At 67.0% G+C, this 15,368-nt stretch carries 18 protein-coding genes and 1 other RNA gene; 6 read left to right on the top strand and 13 right to left on the bottom strand.

Annotation, left to right across the window (positions count from 1 at the left end):
• Window positions 1-154 precede the first annotated feature (154 nt).
• A complete protein-coding gene (locus AB0M15_RS39090; protein WP_363831285.1) occupies window positions 155-1,207 on the top strand; it encodes an FHA domain-containing protein in 1,053 nt (350 codons plus the stop codon).
• A 19-nt stretch (window positions 1,208-1,226) separates the two neighbouring features.
• Here the strand turns inward: AB0M15_RS39090 and AB0M15_RS39085 are convergent, their stop codons facing one another.
• The 10 genes from AB0M15_RS39085 to AB0M15_RS39040 form a co-directional block, all read right to left on the bottom strand.
• Complete coding sequence (locus AB0M15_RS39085; protein ID WP_363831282.1) at window positions 1,227-1,469, bottom strand: hypothetical protein; 243 nt, start codon at window positions 1,467-1,469, stop codon at window positions 1,227-1,229.
• The gene (locus AB0M15_RS39080) at window positions 1,469-1,900 is read right to left on the bottom strand and encodes a MarR family winged helix-turn-helix transcriptional regulator (RefSeq protein WP_363831278.1); all 432 of its coding nucleotides are present in this window, start codon (window positions 1,898-1,900) and stop codon (window positions 1,469-1,471) included. Before AB0M15_RS39080 ends, AB0M15_RS39085 begins: the two co-directional genes overlap by 1 nt.
• Window positions 1,901-2,002: 102 nt before the next feature.
• Window positions 2,003-2,379, bottom strand: a transfer-messenger RNA (tmRNA) gene (gene ssrA, locus AB0M15_RS39075).
• 83 nt (window positions 2,380-2,462) lie between these two features.
• On the bottom strand, window positions 2,463-3,020 hold the full coding sequence (locus AB0M15_RS39070; protein WP_363831274.1) for a DUF1707 and DUF4870 domain-containing protein: 558 nt from the start codon (window positions 3,018-3,020) through the stop codon (window positions 2,463-2,465).
• 96 nt (window positions 3,021-3,116) lie between these two features.
• Entirely contained in the window at window positions 3,117-3,587 is a 471-nt protein-coding gene (gene smpB / locus AB0M15_RS39065; RefSeq protein ID WP_343980186.1) for an SsrA-binding protein SmpB, read from the bottom strand.
• 21 nt (window positions 3,588-3,608) lie between these two features.
• The gene (locus AB0M15_RS39060) at window positions 3,609-5,054 is read right to left on the bottom strand and encodes a peptidoglycan DD-metalloendopeptidase family protein (protein ID WP_363831269.1); all 1,446 of its coding nucleotides are present in this window, start codon (window positions 5,052-5,054) and stop codon (window positions 3,609-3,611) included.
• A gap of 57 nt (window positions 5,055-5,111) precedes the next feature.
• Window positions 5,112-6,023, bottom strand: a complete 912-nt coding sequence (ftsX, locus tag AB0M15_RS39055) for a permease-like cell division protein FtsX (protein ID WP_343980180.1) — start codon at window positions 6,021-6,023, stop codon at window positions 5,112-5,114.
• 60 nt (window positions 6,024-6,083) lie between these two features.
• On the bottom strand, window positions 6,084-6,773 hold the full coding sequence (gene ftsE, locus AB0M15_RS39050; RefSeq protein ID WP_328320325.1) for a cell division ATP-binding protein FtsE: 690 nt from the start codon (window positions 6,771-6,773) through the stop codon (window positions 6,084-6,086).
• Between the two features lie 177 nt (window positions 6,774-6,950).
• A complete protein-coding gene (locus tag AB0M15_RS39045) occupies window positions 6,951-7,112 on the bottom strand; it encodes a hypothetical protein (RefSeq protein WP_363831263.1) in 162 nt (53 codons plus the stop codon).
• Complete coding sequence (locus AB0M15_RS39040) at window positions 7,105-7,485, bottom strand: hypothetical protein (RefSeq protein WP_328320321.1); 381 nt, start codon at window positions 7,483-7,485, stop codon at window positions 7,105-7,107. Before AB0M15_RS39040 ends, AB0M15_RS39045 begins: the two co-directional genes overlap by 8 nt.
• A 148-nt stretch (window positions 7,486-7,633) precedes the next feature.
• On the opposite strand from AB0M15_RS39040, the gene AB0M15_RS39035 reads away from it, so the two are divergent.
• Window positions 7,634-8,683 carry a PfkB family carbohydrate kinase gene (locus AB0M15_RS39035; RefSeq protein ID WP_363831259.1) on the top strand — a complete coding sequence of 350 codons (1,050 nt, stop codon included), beginning with the start codon at window positions 7,634-7,636 and terminating at the stop codon, window positions 8,681-8,683.
• A 12-nt stretch (window positions 8,684-8,695) separates the two neighbouring features.
• Here AB0M15_RS39035 and AB0M15_RS39030 read toward each other — a convergent pair whose 3' ends face one another.
• The 3 genes from AB0M15_RS39030 to AB0M15_RS39020 form a co-directional block, all read right to left on the bottom strand.
• On the bottom strand, window positions 8,696-9,130 hold the full coding sequence (locus AB0M15_RS39030) for a VapC toxin family PIN domain ribonuclease (protein ID WP_363831256.1): 435 nt from the start codon (window positions 9,128-9,130) through the stop codon (window positions 8,696-8,698).
• Window positions 9,127-9,336: a type II toxin-antitoxin system VapB family antitoxin gene (locus tag AB0M15_RS39025; protein WP_363831253.1), complete on the bottom strand. Its 210-nt coding sequence runs from the start codon at window positions 9,334-9,336 to the stop codon at window positions 9,127-9,129. Before AB0M15_RS39025 ends, AB0M15_RS39030 begins: the two co-directional genes overlap by 4 nt.
• Window positions 9,337-9,398: 62 nt before the next feature.
• Complete coding sequence (locus tag AB0M15_RS39020) at window positions 9,399-10,580, bottom strand: MFS transporter (RefSeq protein WP_363831250.1); 1,182 nt, start codon at window positions 10,578-10,580, stop codon at window positions 9,399-9,401.
• Window positions 10,581-10,818: 238 nt separating this feature from the next.
• Between AB0M15_RS39020 and AB0M15_RS39015 the strand changes: the two genes are divergently transcribed.
• The 4 genes from AB0M15_RS39015 to AB0M15_RS39000 are packed head-to-tail and all read left to right on the top strand — an operon-like array spanning window position 10,819 to window position 15,280.
• A complete protein-coding gene (locus AB0M15_RS39015) occupies window positions 10,819-12,099 on the top strand; it encodes a sugar ABC transporter substrate-binding protein (RefSeq protein ID WP_363831247.1) in 1,281 nt (426 codons plus the stop codon).
• Window positions 12,099-13,052: a sugar ABC transporter permease gene (locus AB0M15_RS39010; protein WP_363831245.1), complete on the top strand. Its 954-nt coding sequence runs from the start codon at window positions 12,099-12,101 to the stop codon at window positions 13,050-13,052. The genes AB0M15_RS39015 and AB0M15_RS39010 overlap by 1 nt, the downstream gene beginning before the upstream one ends.
• A 1-nt stretch (window position 13,053) precedes the next feature.
• Window positions 13,054-13,902, top strand: coding sequence for a carbohydrate ABC transporter permease (locus AB0M15_RS39005; RefSeq protein WP_363831242.1), 849 nt, complete (start codon window positions 13,054-13,056; stop codon window positions 13,900-13,902).
• 22 nt (window positions 13,903-13,924) lie between these two features.
• Window positions 13,925-15,280: an FAD-binding oxidoreductase gene (locus AB0M15_RS39000; protein WP_363831239.1), complete on the top strand. Its 1,356-nt coding sequence runs from the start codon at window positions 13,925-13,927 to the stop codon at window positions 15,278-15,280.
• Window positions 15,281-15,368 lie beyond the last annotated feature (88 nt).

Raw genomic sequence — 15,368 nt, 5'->3', positions numbered from 1 at the left:
GTCACGGTCCGGACATCGCTTTCCTGGCCCGCTGGACAGGACATAGTCCGCCGGAAAGCGCCAGTTTCAGGGCGGTTTTCCGTTAAACCATGGACCCCGCCGTGGCCGTCCGCGCACACTCGGTACAGAGGTGCGGTGCGCTGGGGAGGCGCGGGTGGGCAACGATGCGTTTCTGTCCCTCGGCGAGCAGCGCTGGGTGCTGTCCGCCGGGCGGCCGATCATGACCATCGGGCGCGATCCGGTGGCCGACATCCATCTCGACGCCAACGAGCTCGCCTCCCGGTCGCACGCCCGCCTGCGGCTGACGGGCGCGGGCTGGTCGATCAGCGACGACGGTTCGCGCAACGGCACCAGGGTCAACGGCCTGCCCGTCACGGCCTCGGTACCGCTGCAGGACAACGACCGGATCCAGATCGGCGACGCCGTGCTCACCTTCCACGGACCGGCCGCCGCTCCCGAAGTACCGGCTTCGAAACCATCCGGTACGACCGGCAGCCGCGTGCGACTGGTGAAGATCATCGTCATCGCGGGCGTCGTCGAAGGCGTCGGCCTCGCCGCCAACGGAATCTCCGCGTTCGTCGCGGACCACGTCGGCGGAATCACCCGCTGGCTGGCGGCGCCGACGGTAGCCCTCATCGCGGCGATGGTCACCGCGCTGATCGAGGCAGCATCCAAAGAACCGGCCGGCTCCGGTACTACGTCAGCCCCCGCCCGTCGCCGCGGCACCCCGGCCGCGGTTGCGATCCTCGTCGTACTGGCCGTGGTCGGCGTCGGCGGATTCGCCGCTGCAGCCGGGGTCCAGTACGCCGCCGGCTACATCACCGGCAAGGAGTCCGGCGAGGACCGCCTGGTCCAAATGGTCACCAAGAGCGGCAGCGGCCTGACCGCGACGGTCGAACACGTCACCTACACCTCACACTTCACCCGCGTCGAGGTCACCGTCCGGAACACCACGCAAGCCTCGCTGAGCCTTCCCCTGTTCGGTTTCTGCACCTTCACCGGCTCCGACGGCACCACCCTCGAGGTCGACGCGTTCCGCAGCCAGTGGACCGATATCGTCCCACCCGGCGGCTTCCAACGCGGCACCATCACCTTCAAGGGCCACCTCCCCGACAACCTCACCACCGCGTCCCTCAGCTTCAGCCAGGTCTTCGGCCCGGGCGGCAGGGCCCTCACCATCCCGGGCATCAAACTCAAACCCGCCTAGGGCTCTCAGCCGTACGGGCTCAGCGGTACGCGGCGACTCGGGGGTGGTCGCGCCAGGCCGGCATGTTGGCCATGTAGGCGAGGGTGTCGGCCTCGATCTTCTCGCGCGGGTCGTCGGGGTTGCGGCGTTCCTGCCAGGAGACCATCGAGGCGAAGCGGGTGTCGAAGTCCTGGAGGTTGCCATCGGCATCGACACAGTGTTCGCAGTAGCGGCCGCTCTCGATCGGCATGCTGCAGCTCTCGCAGCTGGTGGTCGTGGTCATCAGTGGGCTCCGTTCGGTCGTACCAGGGTGGACAGGGTGGTGAGCAGGCCGGCCCGATCGTCGGGAGCCAGGGCGGCGAACGCTTCGGCCAGGGCCGGCACGCTGAGGACGTCGCGGTCAGCGCGGAGTACGGCGAAGCCATCGGCCGACAGCCAGACCAGCGTGCGGCGCCGGTCCTCCGGATCGCGCTCCCGCTCCAGCACACCCTTGGACTCGAGCTGCGTCACGATGTCGCTGACCACCGACTGCGCCCGATCCAGGTGCAGCGCGATGTCGCCGACCGTCAACGGCCCGGTCTGCGAAAGATGCTGCAACACGGCCCGGCTGGCCCCCGACATCTCGCTCCGCTTCCCGTCCCGCCGATGAAACCGCAGGTACGTCTCCCGAAACAGATCAGCGAACGCCTGAGCGTCATCATCAGCACTACTCACACAGAGAATGTCCATCGCCAGCGATCCATCGTCAATCCCGATGGAATCCGCCCGGACATACGAGAAGGCCGGTCCCGAGGGACCGGCCTTCTCAACTCATAGGGGTGGAGGTGGCGGGAATCGAACCCGCGTCCTTCAGCGTCGCTCCAAGACTTCTCCGGGCGCAGTCTGTAAGTCGCTTTTCTCAGCTCCAGCACTCCCACAGACAGGGTTGCTGACGAGCTCAGTCGCTGTAAATGTCCCGCACTAACCCCGCGACCGGGTTAGTGAAGCAAGCTTCCTAGCTGAGGCCAGGAACCGGGTCGGAAGCAACCCCGGGCTGACCGCTTCTTTTAGCTCAGGCTGTCAGGCAGCGAGAGCGAAGCTCTGGCGATTTGCATCGGCAGTTATTTTTTTCCAGAGATCGTTAACGAGATAACCCTGGATCCTCGGCCCGCTTCGCTTGGAACGTACGTCCAAAGTCGAAACCGTTCACCCCCTGTTGAGTTGTCAAACATCTGCGGCCTGACCGCAGACCACCCACACTACCAAGTACAACCAGTCGCCCGCACTTGGGATTCCCTCAGCGGATCATCCGGAGGGTGAACGGGTAGCGGAACTCGGAGCCGAGCAGAGCGGCGATGCCGCCGATGCCGGTGAGGACGAACCAGACCAGGCCGACGAGCGGGAACAGGAAGCCGGTGAAACCGCCGGTCACCCCGGTCACGATGCCGAGCAGGGCGAAGAGGCCGAAGGCGCTGAGCTGGAAGTTCAGCGCTTCCACCGCGTGCTTGCGGATGACCGGGTTCTGCTTGCCCGCGCCGGCCGCGACCAGCGCCGGGCCGACGAAGAAGGTGGGGAACCCGAGCCAGTGCGTGACGAGTCCCATCCCGCGCCCCTCGGACTGCCGGGCCGGAAGCGGTGGCCGGGTGAAGGCCGCCGGAGCGAAGGTCGGGACGGGCCGGGAGACGAGGCCGTCGAAGGTGCCGTTCAGCTCGGCCCGGGTCCGCGACTTGAGCGCCAGCTCCAGCCTGGTGTCGAACTCGAACCGGTCCAGGCGCCCGTCGGCGTACATCTCTTGAAGAATCTCGACGGCGCGGTCCCGTTGGGCCGGCGTCACCAGCAGGTCTGAAGTGGACATACCTTCAGCCTGCCCGGCGAACGTCGCCCACCCCATCGGGTGACGCCCCGACCCGCCCCTGGGCAGACCCCTACGCACTACCAGCCGCAGGGACGCCTACCCCCGGCGGCGGTCGCTCAGGGCTCGTTGCGCCTCGCGGTCGGCCTGGCGCTCGGCCAGGGCGTGCCGCTTGTCGTAGTCCTTCTTGCCGCGCCCGGTGGCCAGCTCGACCTTCGCGTAGCCGTCCTTGAAGTACAGCGACAACGGAATCAGCGAGACGCCCTGCTGCTCGACCGCCTTGATCAGCTTCTGCATCTCGTCCTTGTGCAGCAGCAGCTTGCGGGTCCGCCGGGGCTCGTGGTTGGTCCACGTGCCGTGCGTGTACTCCGGGATGTGCATGTTCTGCAGCCAGAGCTCGCCACCGCGTACCGACGCGAAGGCGTCGACGAGGGAGGCCCGACCCAGCCGCAGGGACTTCACCTCGGTCCCGGTCAGCACGAGTCCGGCCTCCACCACGTCGTCGATGTGGTAGTCGTGTCGCGCCTTACGATTCTGCGCGATCGGCTTGTGACCGGTCTGTTTCACCATCCGGCCAGTATCTCAGACCACTCACAACCACTTCATCGGATTAACCACGTTGCCGTCCTGGTAGACCATGAAGTGCAGGTGGCAGCCGGTCGAGTAGCCCGTCGTACCGACGTACCCGATCACCTGGCCCTTCTTCACCCGTTGGCCGACGTGGACGTTGTACTTCGACAAGTGGTTGTAGACAGTCGTGATGGACGACCCGTCGATCACGCCGTGTGACAGGAACAACCGGTTGCCGTAGCCGCCGTTGTAGTACTTGTCCGTGACCCGCCCACTGGCCGCCGCATGGATCGGCGTACCGCAGCCTGCGCCGAAGTCGGTGCCGTCGTGCAGCTTCCAGATGTGCAGGATCGGGTGGAACCGCATCCCGTACGGCGACGTGATGTAGGTGTTGATCGGGTAGCTCAGACCCGACGAGTTGTCCGGCGGATCGTCCGGGATGCTCCTCGGCGGCCGGTGCTCCTTGCGCGCCTTCTCCCGCTCGGCCTTCTGCCGGGCGGCCTTGCGCCGGGCCGCGGCCTCCCGCTCCGCCTTCGCCCGAGCGACCAGGATGCGCTGCACCCGGTTCCGCTCGGCCACCAGCGAGTTGTACTGCGCGAGGTCGGCGTTCTTGTCCCGTTGCGCCGCCTGGTACGTCGTCAGCTTGGCCTGGGCCAGTCGTGCGGCCTCGGCCTTGTCGGCGGCGACCTGCAGCGTGAGCGCGGTGACGTCCTTCACCGTCCGGGCCGCCTCGGCGCGCTGAGCCGACACGACCTTCTCGGCCGCGACGAGCTTGGCCCGCTTGTTCGCGAGCTGCGCCTGGGCGTCGTTCAGCCGGGTGATCGTGTTGCTCTGGATGCCGAACACGTTGCGCTGCACCTGGATGCCGTTGGCGACATCGGCCGGCGAGGCGCCCTGCAGCACGATCGACAGCCCGACCAGGCTGTTCTGCTGCTGGAACGCCGACTGCGCCGCGCGGCCGGCCAGCTGGCGCTGCTTGTAGATCGCCAGCTCACCGTCGTCCACGTCGGCGATCGCCGTCTGCAGCGCCGCCTCGGCGTCCTTGAGCTTGCCCGCGGCAACCTGATCGGCGGCCTTCGCGGCGGCGAGCTTGCCCTGCGCGACGGCGTACCGGATCTGGACGGCCTTGTACTGCGTCTCGGCCTGGTTGTACGCGGCAACGGACTGCGCGACCTGGTCGGTGGACTCCTTCAGATCGGCACGGGACGCGTCGATCTGCGAGTCGAGCTGCTTCTTCTTGGCGGCGGGGTCCGGTGGGTCCGCACTCGCGGACGGGACCACCGCCAGTGCTCCGGCGGACATGGACAGGACAACGCAGCAAGCGGCGATGACCGTCTGCCGATGCGGCGAACCGCGCAGGCGTTGCCTGGCGGAGCGCTGAACCGGTACGGCGGTGGCGCCGATGCTGTCGTCTCGCTTGATGCTCCCCCGCTTGCGCGGGTTCGCACCGGGGAAGTGCGGGACCACAGTCGACCCCTTGCTATGGGTGATGGTGACGTGCTACTGCACGATAAGTCACCCAGGTCAGACTTTGAGGTATTTCCGCGTTGTCAGGAATGTCGGGATGATCGCCAGCACCAGGCCGACCACGACCATGATCAGAGTGGCCCGGAAGGTTTCGGCCGCTCCGACCCACTGCCAGACCCGGAACGTCTCCTCGGCCTGTCTCTTCACGAACAGGAAGACGCCGAGCCACAAGGTGCCGCAGGCAAGGACCGCGCCGAGCAGGGCGGCCAGGATCGCCTCCAGCAGGAACGGCAGCTGGATGTAGAAGTTCGAGGCGCCCACCAGGCGCATGATCCCGATCTCCCGTCTCCGGGCGTACGCCGCCAGCCGGATCGTGTTGGAGATCTGCATCAGCGCGGCCACCAGCAGCAAGCCGGCCGCCGCCAGGGTGGCCCATTTCAGCTGGTTCAGCGCCTTGAAGAGTGGATCCAGATACTGTCTCAGGTCCTGCACCGTGTCGACGCCGGGCAACCCGGCCACCGCGCTGACCAGGTTCTGGTACCGCTGTGGATCCTTCAGTTTGACCCGGAAGGACTCCTGCATCTGGTCCTCGGTCACCGTCGAGACGATCGGCGAGTCCTTGTAGAGCTTCTTGAACTGATCGAAGGCTTCCTTCTTCGACTCACCGAAGACGCCTTCGGGCGCGGTGTCCGGGTTCGACTCGATCACCTGCTTGATCCGGTTCTTCTGCTCCGTGGTCACCTCGGCGCCCGAGCAGCCGCGGCCGCCGGAGTCCTTGGTGCAGAGGAAGACCGAGATCTGGATCTTGTCGTACCAGTTCCCCTTCATCAGGTCGACCTGCTCGCGGGCGAGCAGCGCGCTGCCGAACAGCGACAGCGAGACCCAGATGGTGACCACGACGGCGATCGTCATCGAGAGGTTCCGGCGCAGGCCGATGCCGAGGTCGGAGAGGATGTAGTTCAAGCGCATCAGTCAGTCAGTCCCTGTAATCAGCCCTGATCGGCCCGGTCCGGGCAGGTCAGGCAGCGGTCAGTGCTGGTAGCCGTAGACGCCACGCGACTCGTCGCGGACGACATGGCCGTTCTCCAGCTCGATCACGCGCTTGCGCATCTGGTCGACGATCGAGACGTCGTGGGTGGCCATCACCACGGTCGTCCCGGTCCGGTTGATCCGGTCCAGCAACTTCATGATGCCGACCGACGTACCGGGGTCCAGGTTTCCGGTCGGCTCGTCGGCGATCAGGATCATCGGCCGGTTGACGAACGCCCGGGCGATCGCGACCCGCTGCTGCTCGCCGCCGGACAGCTCGTCCGGCATCCGGTCCTCCTTGCCGTCCAGGCCGACCAGCTCGAGCACCTCGGGCACCGTCTTGCGGATGTGCGAGCGGGGCTTGCCGATCACCTGCAGGGCGAAGGCGACGTTCTCCGCGACGGTCTTGTTCGGCAGCAGCCGGAAGTCCTGGAAGACGGTGCCGATCTGCCGGCGCATCTGCGGGATCCGCCAGCTGGCCAGCCGGTTCAGGTCCTTGCCCGCCACCATGATGTGACCCTTGGTGGTCCGGTGCTCGCGCAGGACGAGGCGCAGGAACGTCGACTTGCCGGAACCGGAGGTACCGACCAGGAAGACGAACTCGCCTTTTTCGATCTCGACGTCGACGTTCAGCAGGGCAGCCTTGGACTGGCCCTCGTACGTCTTGGAAACATTCTCGAAGCGGATCACGTGAGATTCCGGCCGTGGTCGGGAACAGGGAGTGCCGCACAGTTAACCACCAGTGCGTCACCGGAGCGGCCGTCGATCAGTGTAGGTGCTCCACCGGTGTGCTCCGACTAGGCGTGCCGCACCGTCCGCTAAGCGGTGTTCAAGCTCCGGTACGCCGCGGCTGCGCCGCCTCGCGGATCAGGCAGGAGCCGGGGCGCCGGGACCTGTCTCGGGGCGGGCGCTCGCGACCCGGGCCACGCCGGCATCGGGCTTGCGGCCGGCCTTGCGGGCGGCCTCCACGTGCAGGCGGGCCAACTCGACGGCCTGGCGGGAGACCTTGACGGTCTTCTTCTCACCCATCGGCACTGTCTCCCTCGATCACGTCCGCGCCCTCTTCGGCAATATCAGCGTACGCGGCCGAGCCGATCCGGTCGATCGCCACGGCGGCCGTCAGCGCGGCCACCAGGTCGTAGTCCTCGGGTTGTAACAGTTCCGATCTCATCAGTGAGCGCAGCGTCACCACCCCGGCGTCGGTGCCGGCCTCGTCGCCGTCGAGGATCTGCTCGACCGCCCAGCGGACCATCCGCATCGTCTCCTCGCGGTGCCGCCAGGTGTCCAGCTCACGGTCGGCCTTGCGGCTCAGGTAGCCGCCCAGGGCGACCCCGCCGAGCGCGATGAACGGGCTCAGCACGGTCGCGATCACGCCGATCACGCCGATCCAGGTCGGGATCACGAACACACCCCAGAACTCATCGCGTTCCTCCCAAATCCATGGTGATGGCCGGTCGATGATGCTACGAAGGACAGCACATCATCAGCCACCGACAATGCCGCCCCGCCACTGCCCGGCCCCCGCCGTCAACGAAGGAGCGAGTGTCACCGTGAAGGACGAACCGGACTGCTACGACGTGTTCGTACAGGGGACCGTGTTCCTCGACATCGTGCTGACCGGTCTGGAGTCCGCCCCGACCACCGGAACCGAGATCTTCGCCGAGGGGATGGGGTCGTGCCCCGGCGGCGTCGCCAACTTCGCCATCGCCGCCAGCCGGCTCGGCCTGCGCAGCGGCCTGGCCGCCGTCTTCGGCGACGACGTGTACGCCGACTTCTGCTGGCGCACACTCGCTGACCAGGAGGGCGTCGACCTCTCGCACTCCCGCCGGATCGGCCACTGGCATTCACCCGTCACGGTGTCGATGTCGATCGACCGGGACCGCGCGATGGTCACCCATGCGCACGACGCGCCCGGCGACCCGAGCAAGCTGGTCGGCCTGGGCCTGCGGACGCGGTCCGCGATCGTGCCGGTCGCAGAGGAACTGCCGAGCTGGACCGCCGAGGCCCGCGAGTCGGGTGCGCTGCTGTTCGGCGACGTCGGTTGGGATCCGACCGAGTCCTGGTCCCCCGCGGTCCTCGACGTACTGGAGGGCTTCCACGCCTTCACGCCGAATGCGGGCGAGGCGATGGCCTACACCCGCACCGACACCCCGAAGGCCGCTCTCCACAAGCTGGCCGAGAGAGTCCCCCTCGCCGTCGTCACGAACGGCTCCGACGGCGTACTGGCCATCGACTCCCTGACTGGCGAGGAGGAACACATCCCGGCCCTCCCGGTCCGCTCCTACGACCCCACCGGCGCAGGCGACGTCTTCCTCGCCTCGCTAGTCCTAGGCACCCTCCGAGGCTGGCCCCTGGCCCACCGCCTGGCCTTCGGCAACCTCTGCGCCGGCCTATCCGTCCAACACTTCGGCGGCTCCCTGGCCGCCCCCGGCTGGGGCGACATCATCGACTGGGTCAGAGACCACAGCCGCACCCACCCCGGCGACGTAGACCCCGAAATCCTCCGCCACTACACCTTCATAGGCGACGTCCTCCCCGCCGGCCCAGTCCCCATAGTCCGCCGAGCCAGCGCCACCATCGCCCGCCTCTCGGACGCATAAAGCTAAGTGCAGTCAGTCCAGCGACCCACGCGGCGCAACCCAGAGATGCGGCTGCCCCGTGGTCGCCGCGATGTGCTCGAAGTCGGCGTCGTAGTGCAGGATCACCGCGTTGTGCTCCGCTGCCACAGCTGCGGTGAGGATGTTGACCGCCAAGGCAGCACGATGCAGGCCCCGCGCGGCCATCCGAGCCTGGGTTCCCCGAGCACGTTCGGCGATCGACTCATTGATCGGCAGCGTCACGTACAACGACCTCCTACGATCGGCGATCGCCTGGACATCCGCCAGATTTCGACCTGAGAACCCAACGTGGAGGTCGATCGTCACGCATGTGGCAGCGGCCTGATCGACGATCAACCCCGCGATCAAGGACTGCACTGCCGGATCCTCGCCATGAGCCTGGGCCGTCGTATCGATCAGATAGAGCCGTCCGTTGGTGACGACGTTCAACGAAGAGCTCCTCGCATGATCTCGGCGTCGGCGATGTCTGGTCCGACGCCGAGTGCGTACGGATCGTCGAGCAGCGCCTCGATCCGTTCGCGCCGCCGAGCGACGAACTGCAGCGCAGCGTTCACTGTGTCCTTCTTCGTCACGGTCCCCAGCTCCTTCGCCGCGAGTGACAGCGCCTCGTCGTCCAGATCGATCATCGTCTTCATATATACGAGGGTATGTCCTCGTATATATACCCGGATATACCTCGTGACCAAATCGGCATCTGTCAGCCGCTTCGCCTTCGTCGAACCGCGGTAAGAGTCGCGACCACCACAAGCAGCGCGGCTCCGGCTAGGAAGCCGTGGGATGGGGTGGTGTGGTCGAGGGTTAGGCCGGCTAGGGAGGAGCCGGCGGAGCTGCCTACGTTGTTGGCGGTGTTGATCCAGGTGCTCGCTTCGGTGCGTTGGTGGGCGGGGGTGAGGTCGTCGGAGGCTAAGTAGGAGACGACGTAGAGCGGGGCTACTGCCAGGCCGGTGCAGGCCATGACTGCGCCTAGCGCCAGCAGGTTGGTGGTGAAGGAGGCTGCTAGGAGGCCAGCGGCTAGTAGTGCGATCAGGGCGGCTAGGTGGGTGGACGGGGATCTGGTGTGGTTGCGGCGGGCCCAGAGGAGGCCGCCTATGACGCTGCCTACTCCGATGCCTGCCTCTAGGTAGCCGGCGGCTCCTGGGTGGCCTTGGGATTGGGCTACTGCGGCTAGGCAGATGTAGGCGACGCTGATGCCGGCTGCCGTGGCCATGATGATCAGGAGGATGCGGCGGAGGGCTCCGATGGTCAGTGGGCCCAGGAGGTGCTGCTTCGGTGGGGTCGGGCTGGTGTGCCGAGCGAAGGGGTTGGTGACCATCAGGACGGTGCCGACCAGCAGCAGGACCGCGGTACAGGTCAGGGAGAGGCGTGGGGACCAGAGGCTGATCAGTACGCCGGTGAGCAGCGGACCGAAGAGGTAAAGGGTCTCCTCGCAGATCGCGTCGAGGGCGTAGGCGCGTTCCTTGAGTTCCGAGCCCTCGGTGATCAGTCGCCAGGTCGCGCGCATCGACGGGCCGAGTGGGGGTGCGAAGAGGCCGGTGACTCCGACGAGCAGCACCAGGACCGCGGCGTTCGTAGTACGGGCTGAGGCCACCACGCCCAGGCCGACGGCGCAGAGCAGGGCCAGGACCGGCAGGACGCGGCGTTGGCTGAAGCGGTCGACGAGGCGGGCCTTGAGTGGCATCGACAGGGATGCCAGGCCGAACGCGGCCACGGCGGCGCCGGCGGTCGCGAACGAGTCGGTTGATTGTTGAACGGTGAACAGGGCAGACAGCGGGAGCAGACCGTACGCCAGCCGGCCGAACAGCGCGGGCACGAAAGTGCGCAGCGCATGCGGCAGCAGCAGAACATCGCGGTAGCTCCCGGCACGGGTTGTGCCAGGCATGAGAAGGCGCTCCTAGAGAGCCCCGGCTCCGTCAGCGGAGCGGGGTGCGAAATGGGCTCGGCGACTGCGAGCGTTCTCTAGGCACGGGGATCGAACACGGCACGAAGCTTAGCGGAGAAACCTGCCGAGGAAGTTGCTTTTTCACGAGCGGAAATGGCGCGACGTCACCCCCCGACGGTCGTAGGGTCGAAGGGCTGCGTGGCTCGGGGCCGCGCCGGGACTGCGGAGGTACGTCGAGATGCCAAGCGCGGGTGGATTCAACCGTCGGAAGTTCCTTGCGGTAGGTGGCGGGCTGGCCGCGATGGCGGTCGCAGGCTGCGGCTCCAACACCGGGCGCGCGTCGGGCAGCGGATCCTCGAGCGGCAAGCCGGCGCTGGCGCAGTGGTACCACCAGTACGGCGAAGCGGGCACCCAGCAGGCCGTCGAGAAGTACGCCAAGGACTACCCCGACGCCACCGTGACCGTGCAGTGGTCGCCCGGCGACTACGACAAGAAGACCGCGTCGGCGCTGCTCACCGACGGTGGTCCGGACGTCTTCGAGTACGTCAACGGCCCGAGCATCGACATGATCAAGGGCGGCCAGGTCGTCGACCTCACCGACCTGCTCGGTGACACCAAGTCCGACTTCACTCCGTCACTGATCGCCCGGATGACGTACCAGGGCAAGCTGTATGCGATCCCGCAGGTGACCGACATGCAGCTGCTCGTCTACCGCAAGAGCCTGCTCTCCAAAGCCGGCATCCAGCCGCCGACGACCGTCGACGAGCTGATCGCCGCGGCCAAGAAGCTCACCACCGACAAGGTGAAGGGGCTGTTCGTCGGCAACGACGGCGGCGTCGGCATCCTCGGCGGACCGGCCCTCTGGTCGGCGGGCCTCGACTACCTCAAGGACGACAACACCTTCGGCTTCGACGACCCGGCCGCGGTCGAGTCGCTGCGCAAGCTCCGCGAACTCTTCACCAGCAAGGCATTGTTGCTCGGGGCACCGACCGACTGGTCCGATCCGTCGGCCTTCACCCAGGGCCTGACCGCGATGCAGTTCACCGGACTGTGGACCTTCCCGCAGATCCAGAAGGCGCTGCCGGACGACTTCGGCGTGCTGCCCTGGCCCAAGCTGAACAGCACGACCGGCGCACCCAGTGTTCCGGTCGGCGCGTACGGCTCGGTGGTCAGCGCCAAGTCGAAGAACGTCGACGCCGCGAAGAAGTTCGTCAAGTGGCTGTGGGTTGACCAGACCGACAAGCAGCTCGACTTCGCCCAGTCGTACGGCTTCCACATCCCGGCCCGCAAGAGCCTGGCCGAGAAGGCCGACAAGCTGAAGTCGGGCCCGGCCGCCGACGCGGTGAAGTTCGTCAACGAGAACGGGCACGCCCAGACCCCGCTGCTCTGGACTCCAAAATCCGGTACTGCGTACTCCGACGCCCTCAACCGCATCATCAAGAACGGATCCGACCCGGCCACCGAGATCAAGGCCGTCAAGGCGATCGTCGAAGCGGAACTCGAGCGCGTAGCGGGCTGATGACTGCGTTGATACCTTCCCCACCCCACCGCCCCGGTCGCATCACCACCAGACTGCGCGGCAGATACGACCGCAATCTCTGGTTCGCCATCTTCGTCGGCCCCTTCGTCCTGGGCCTGGTCGTCTTCGTCTACGTCCCGATCCTGTGGTCGATCTGGCTGAGTTTCTTCGACGCCCACAACACCGTCACCCCGACCGACTTCGTTGGCCTGGGCAACTACCTGGACATGCTGAAGGACGCCGCCTTCCGCTCCAGCCTGCTCACCTTCATCGTCTTCGCGCTCTTCATCGTGCCGACCACCTTCGTCGCGTCCCTCGGCCTGGCCCTGCTGGTCAACCGCGCCCGCTTCGCCAAGACCTTCTTCCGCTCCGTCTTCTTCCTGCCGACTGCCTGCTCGTACGTCGTCGCCTCGCTGATCTGGAAGCTCTCGATCTTCTCCGGCGTCCGCTTCGGCCTGATGAACACCGTGCTTGGCTGGTTCGGCATCGACCCGATCGCCTGGCTCTCCCTCACGCAACCACCGTGGTACTGGCTGGTCATCGTCACCGCACGGATGTGGCTGCAGGCAGGCTTCTACATGATCCTCTTCCTGGCCGGGCTGCAGCGCATCTCGCCGTCGCTCTACGAAGCGGCCGCGATCGACGGCGCGACCGGCTGGAAGGTGCTGCGCTTCCTCACCCTCCCCCAACTCCGCGCGACCTCGACCGCAGTACTGCTACTCCTTCTCATCAACGCGTTCCAGGCCTTCGACGAGTTCTACAACCTGCTCTCCAGCTCAGGGCAATACCCGCCGTACGCCCGCCCGCCCCTCGTCTACCTGTACTACGCAGCGCTCGGCCAGGGCCAGGACTTCGGCCACGGCAGCGCCGGAGCCGTCATCCTCACGCTGCAGATCGCCTTGGTCGCACTCGGTCAAGGCCGCTTCCTGGGGCTTGGCCGGAGGGAGGACTGAGATGGCGGTGATCCAGCGATCGCGCGCGGACAAGACGGGCAGCGTTCTCCGGTACGCCGTCCTGGCGATCGGCGCACTCCTCTTCCTGCTCCCCTTCTATCTCCTGGTCCGCAACGGATTGTCGACCGAGCAGGACATCACCTCCCCGGACTGGAAGCTGTTCCCGTCGACTCTGCACTGGAGCAACGTCGCGGATCTGTTCAACGATCCGGCCGTGCCGATGTTCAGATCGCTGGTCAACTCGCTCGTGATCGCGGTCATTCAAACGATCGGCGTCCTGGTCATCTCCGGCCTGGCCGGCTACGGCCTGGCCCGGATCCCGTTCCGCTACGCCAACGCGGTCTTCTACTTCATCGTGGCCACCCTGCTCATCCCGGCGGCGGTGACGTTCGTCCCGAGCTTCGTGCTCGTCTCGTCGCTCGGCTGGGTGAGCACGCTGCGCGGCCTGATCATCCCGGGGCTGTTCCAGGCGTTCGCGACGTTCCTGTTCCGCCAGTACTTCCTCAACTTCCCGCGCGAGCTCGAAGAGGCCGCGGCGCTCGACGGTACGGCGTACTGGGGCACCTTCTGGCGGATCGTCGTACCGAACTCGAAGGGCTTCATCGCCGCCATCGCCACGATCACCTTCATCGGCTCGTGGAACGCCTTCCTCTGGCCGCTGGTGATCGCGCCGGACCAGTCCGCGTGGACCGTGCAGGTCGCACTGTCCACCTTCCTCACCGCCCAGACCATCAATCTCCCCCAGCTGTTCGTCGCGGCCGGTGTCGCGATCCTGCCGCTGGTGGTGATGTTCGTGTTCCTCCAGCGCTGGATCGTCGAAGGCGTCGAGCGCTCCGGAATCAGCGAGTAACCCCCTGCACAAGAGAGGCATCATGACCCTGATCGACCAGCTCCGTGACTCCATCACCGGCCCTGTCCTGGGCCCGGCCGACGACGACTTCGCCGCGGAGGTCGCGGCGTGGGTCCTCAGCACCCAGCACACCCCCGAGATCGCCGTCGGCCTCACCTCGGAGGAGGACGCCGCGGCCCTCGTCCGCCTCGCAGCAGCAGCCGGTACGCCGGTACGCGTGCTCGCCACCGGCCACGGCTCGGCCGTCCCCGTCACGGACGGCATCCTCGCCACCACCTCGCGACTGACCGGCGTGACCATCGACGCCGAGAACCGGATCGCCCACATCAACGCGGGCAGTCGCTGGGCCGACGTGATCGAGGCCGCGGGCGAGCACGGCCTGACCCCGATCACCGGCGCCTCCGCCAACGTCGGGTGCATCGGCTATACGCTCGGCGGCGGACTCGGGCCGCTCTCCCGGACGTACGGATTCTCCTCCGACTGGGCTCGCGGCTTCCGGGTCGCCGTCGCATCGGGAGAGGTCGTCACCGCCAGCGCGACCGAGAACCCGGACCTGTTCTGGGCGCTCCGTGGTGGCAAGGGCGGCTTCGGCATCGTCACCTCGATGGACTTCGAACTGGTCGAGCTGTCGACCATCTACGGCGGCTCGGTGTTCTTCGACGCGCCGCAGATCGCGACCGCGGTCCCGGCCTGGATCGAGTGGACCAAGACGCTGCCCGAGACGGCGAACTCGTCGTTCGTGATCCTGCGGCTGCCGCCGCTGGAGTTCATCCCGGAGCCGTTGCGCGGCAAGACCGTGATCAGCGTCCGGTTCGCCTTCGTCGGCGACGCGGCCGAGGGCGAGCGGCTGTTCCAGCCGATCCGCGATGTCGGCCCCACCATCATCGACGCGGTCGCCGAGATGCCGACGACGGCGATCGCGACCATCCACAACGACCCGACCGACCCGAGCCCGTCGTGGGACCGCGGCCTGCTGCTGAACGAGCTCGACGCGGACTTCGCCAAGACGTTCCTCGACGTGGCCGGGCCGGACCAGCGAGTTCCGTTTATCGCCATCGAGATCCGTCACCTCGGCGGGGCGACTCAGCGCGACGTGCCGGAGGGCAGTGCGGTCGGCGGCCGCGGCGGCGCGTACACGTTCTTCATGGCCGGCGCGCCGGATCCCAGCCTGTTCGCCACGGTTCTCCCCCCGGCGGCCGACGCGATCATCTCCGCGATCGGTCCGTGGAAGGCCGACGAGACGACCATCAACTACGCGGGCGGTCTGACCGTGCCGGGCTCGTACGAGGCGTCCTGGCCCGCCGAAACCTTCGCTCGGCTGGCCGAAGTACGGGCCACTTACGACCCGAACACGCTGTTCCCCTACGGCCCCGCGTAGGACCTTCAGGTGAGCGGCGAATGAATGCAGCGCTTGACTCTGGCAGACACCGTTGCCAAGTCGTAACCTCTGCTGTGGAGGGTCTCCC

The organism is Kribbella sp. NPDC051718, assembly GCF_040681515.1.
Taxonomy (GTDB): domain Bacteria; phylum Actinomycetota; class Actinomycetes; order Propionibacteriales; family Kribbellaceae; genus Kribbella.
The sequence above is the reverse complement of the archived record's forward strand: the minus strand, read 5'-3'. Positions and strand labels throughout refer to the sequence as shown.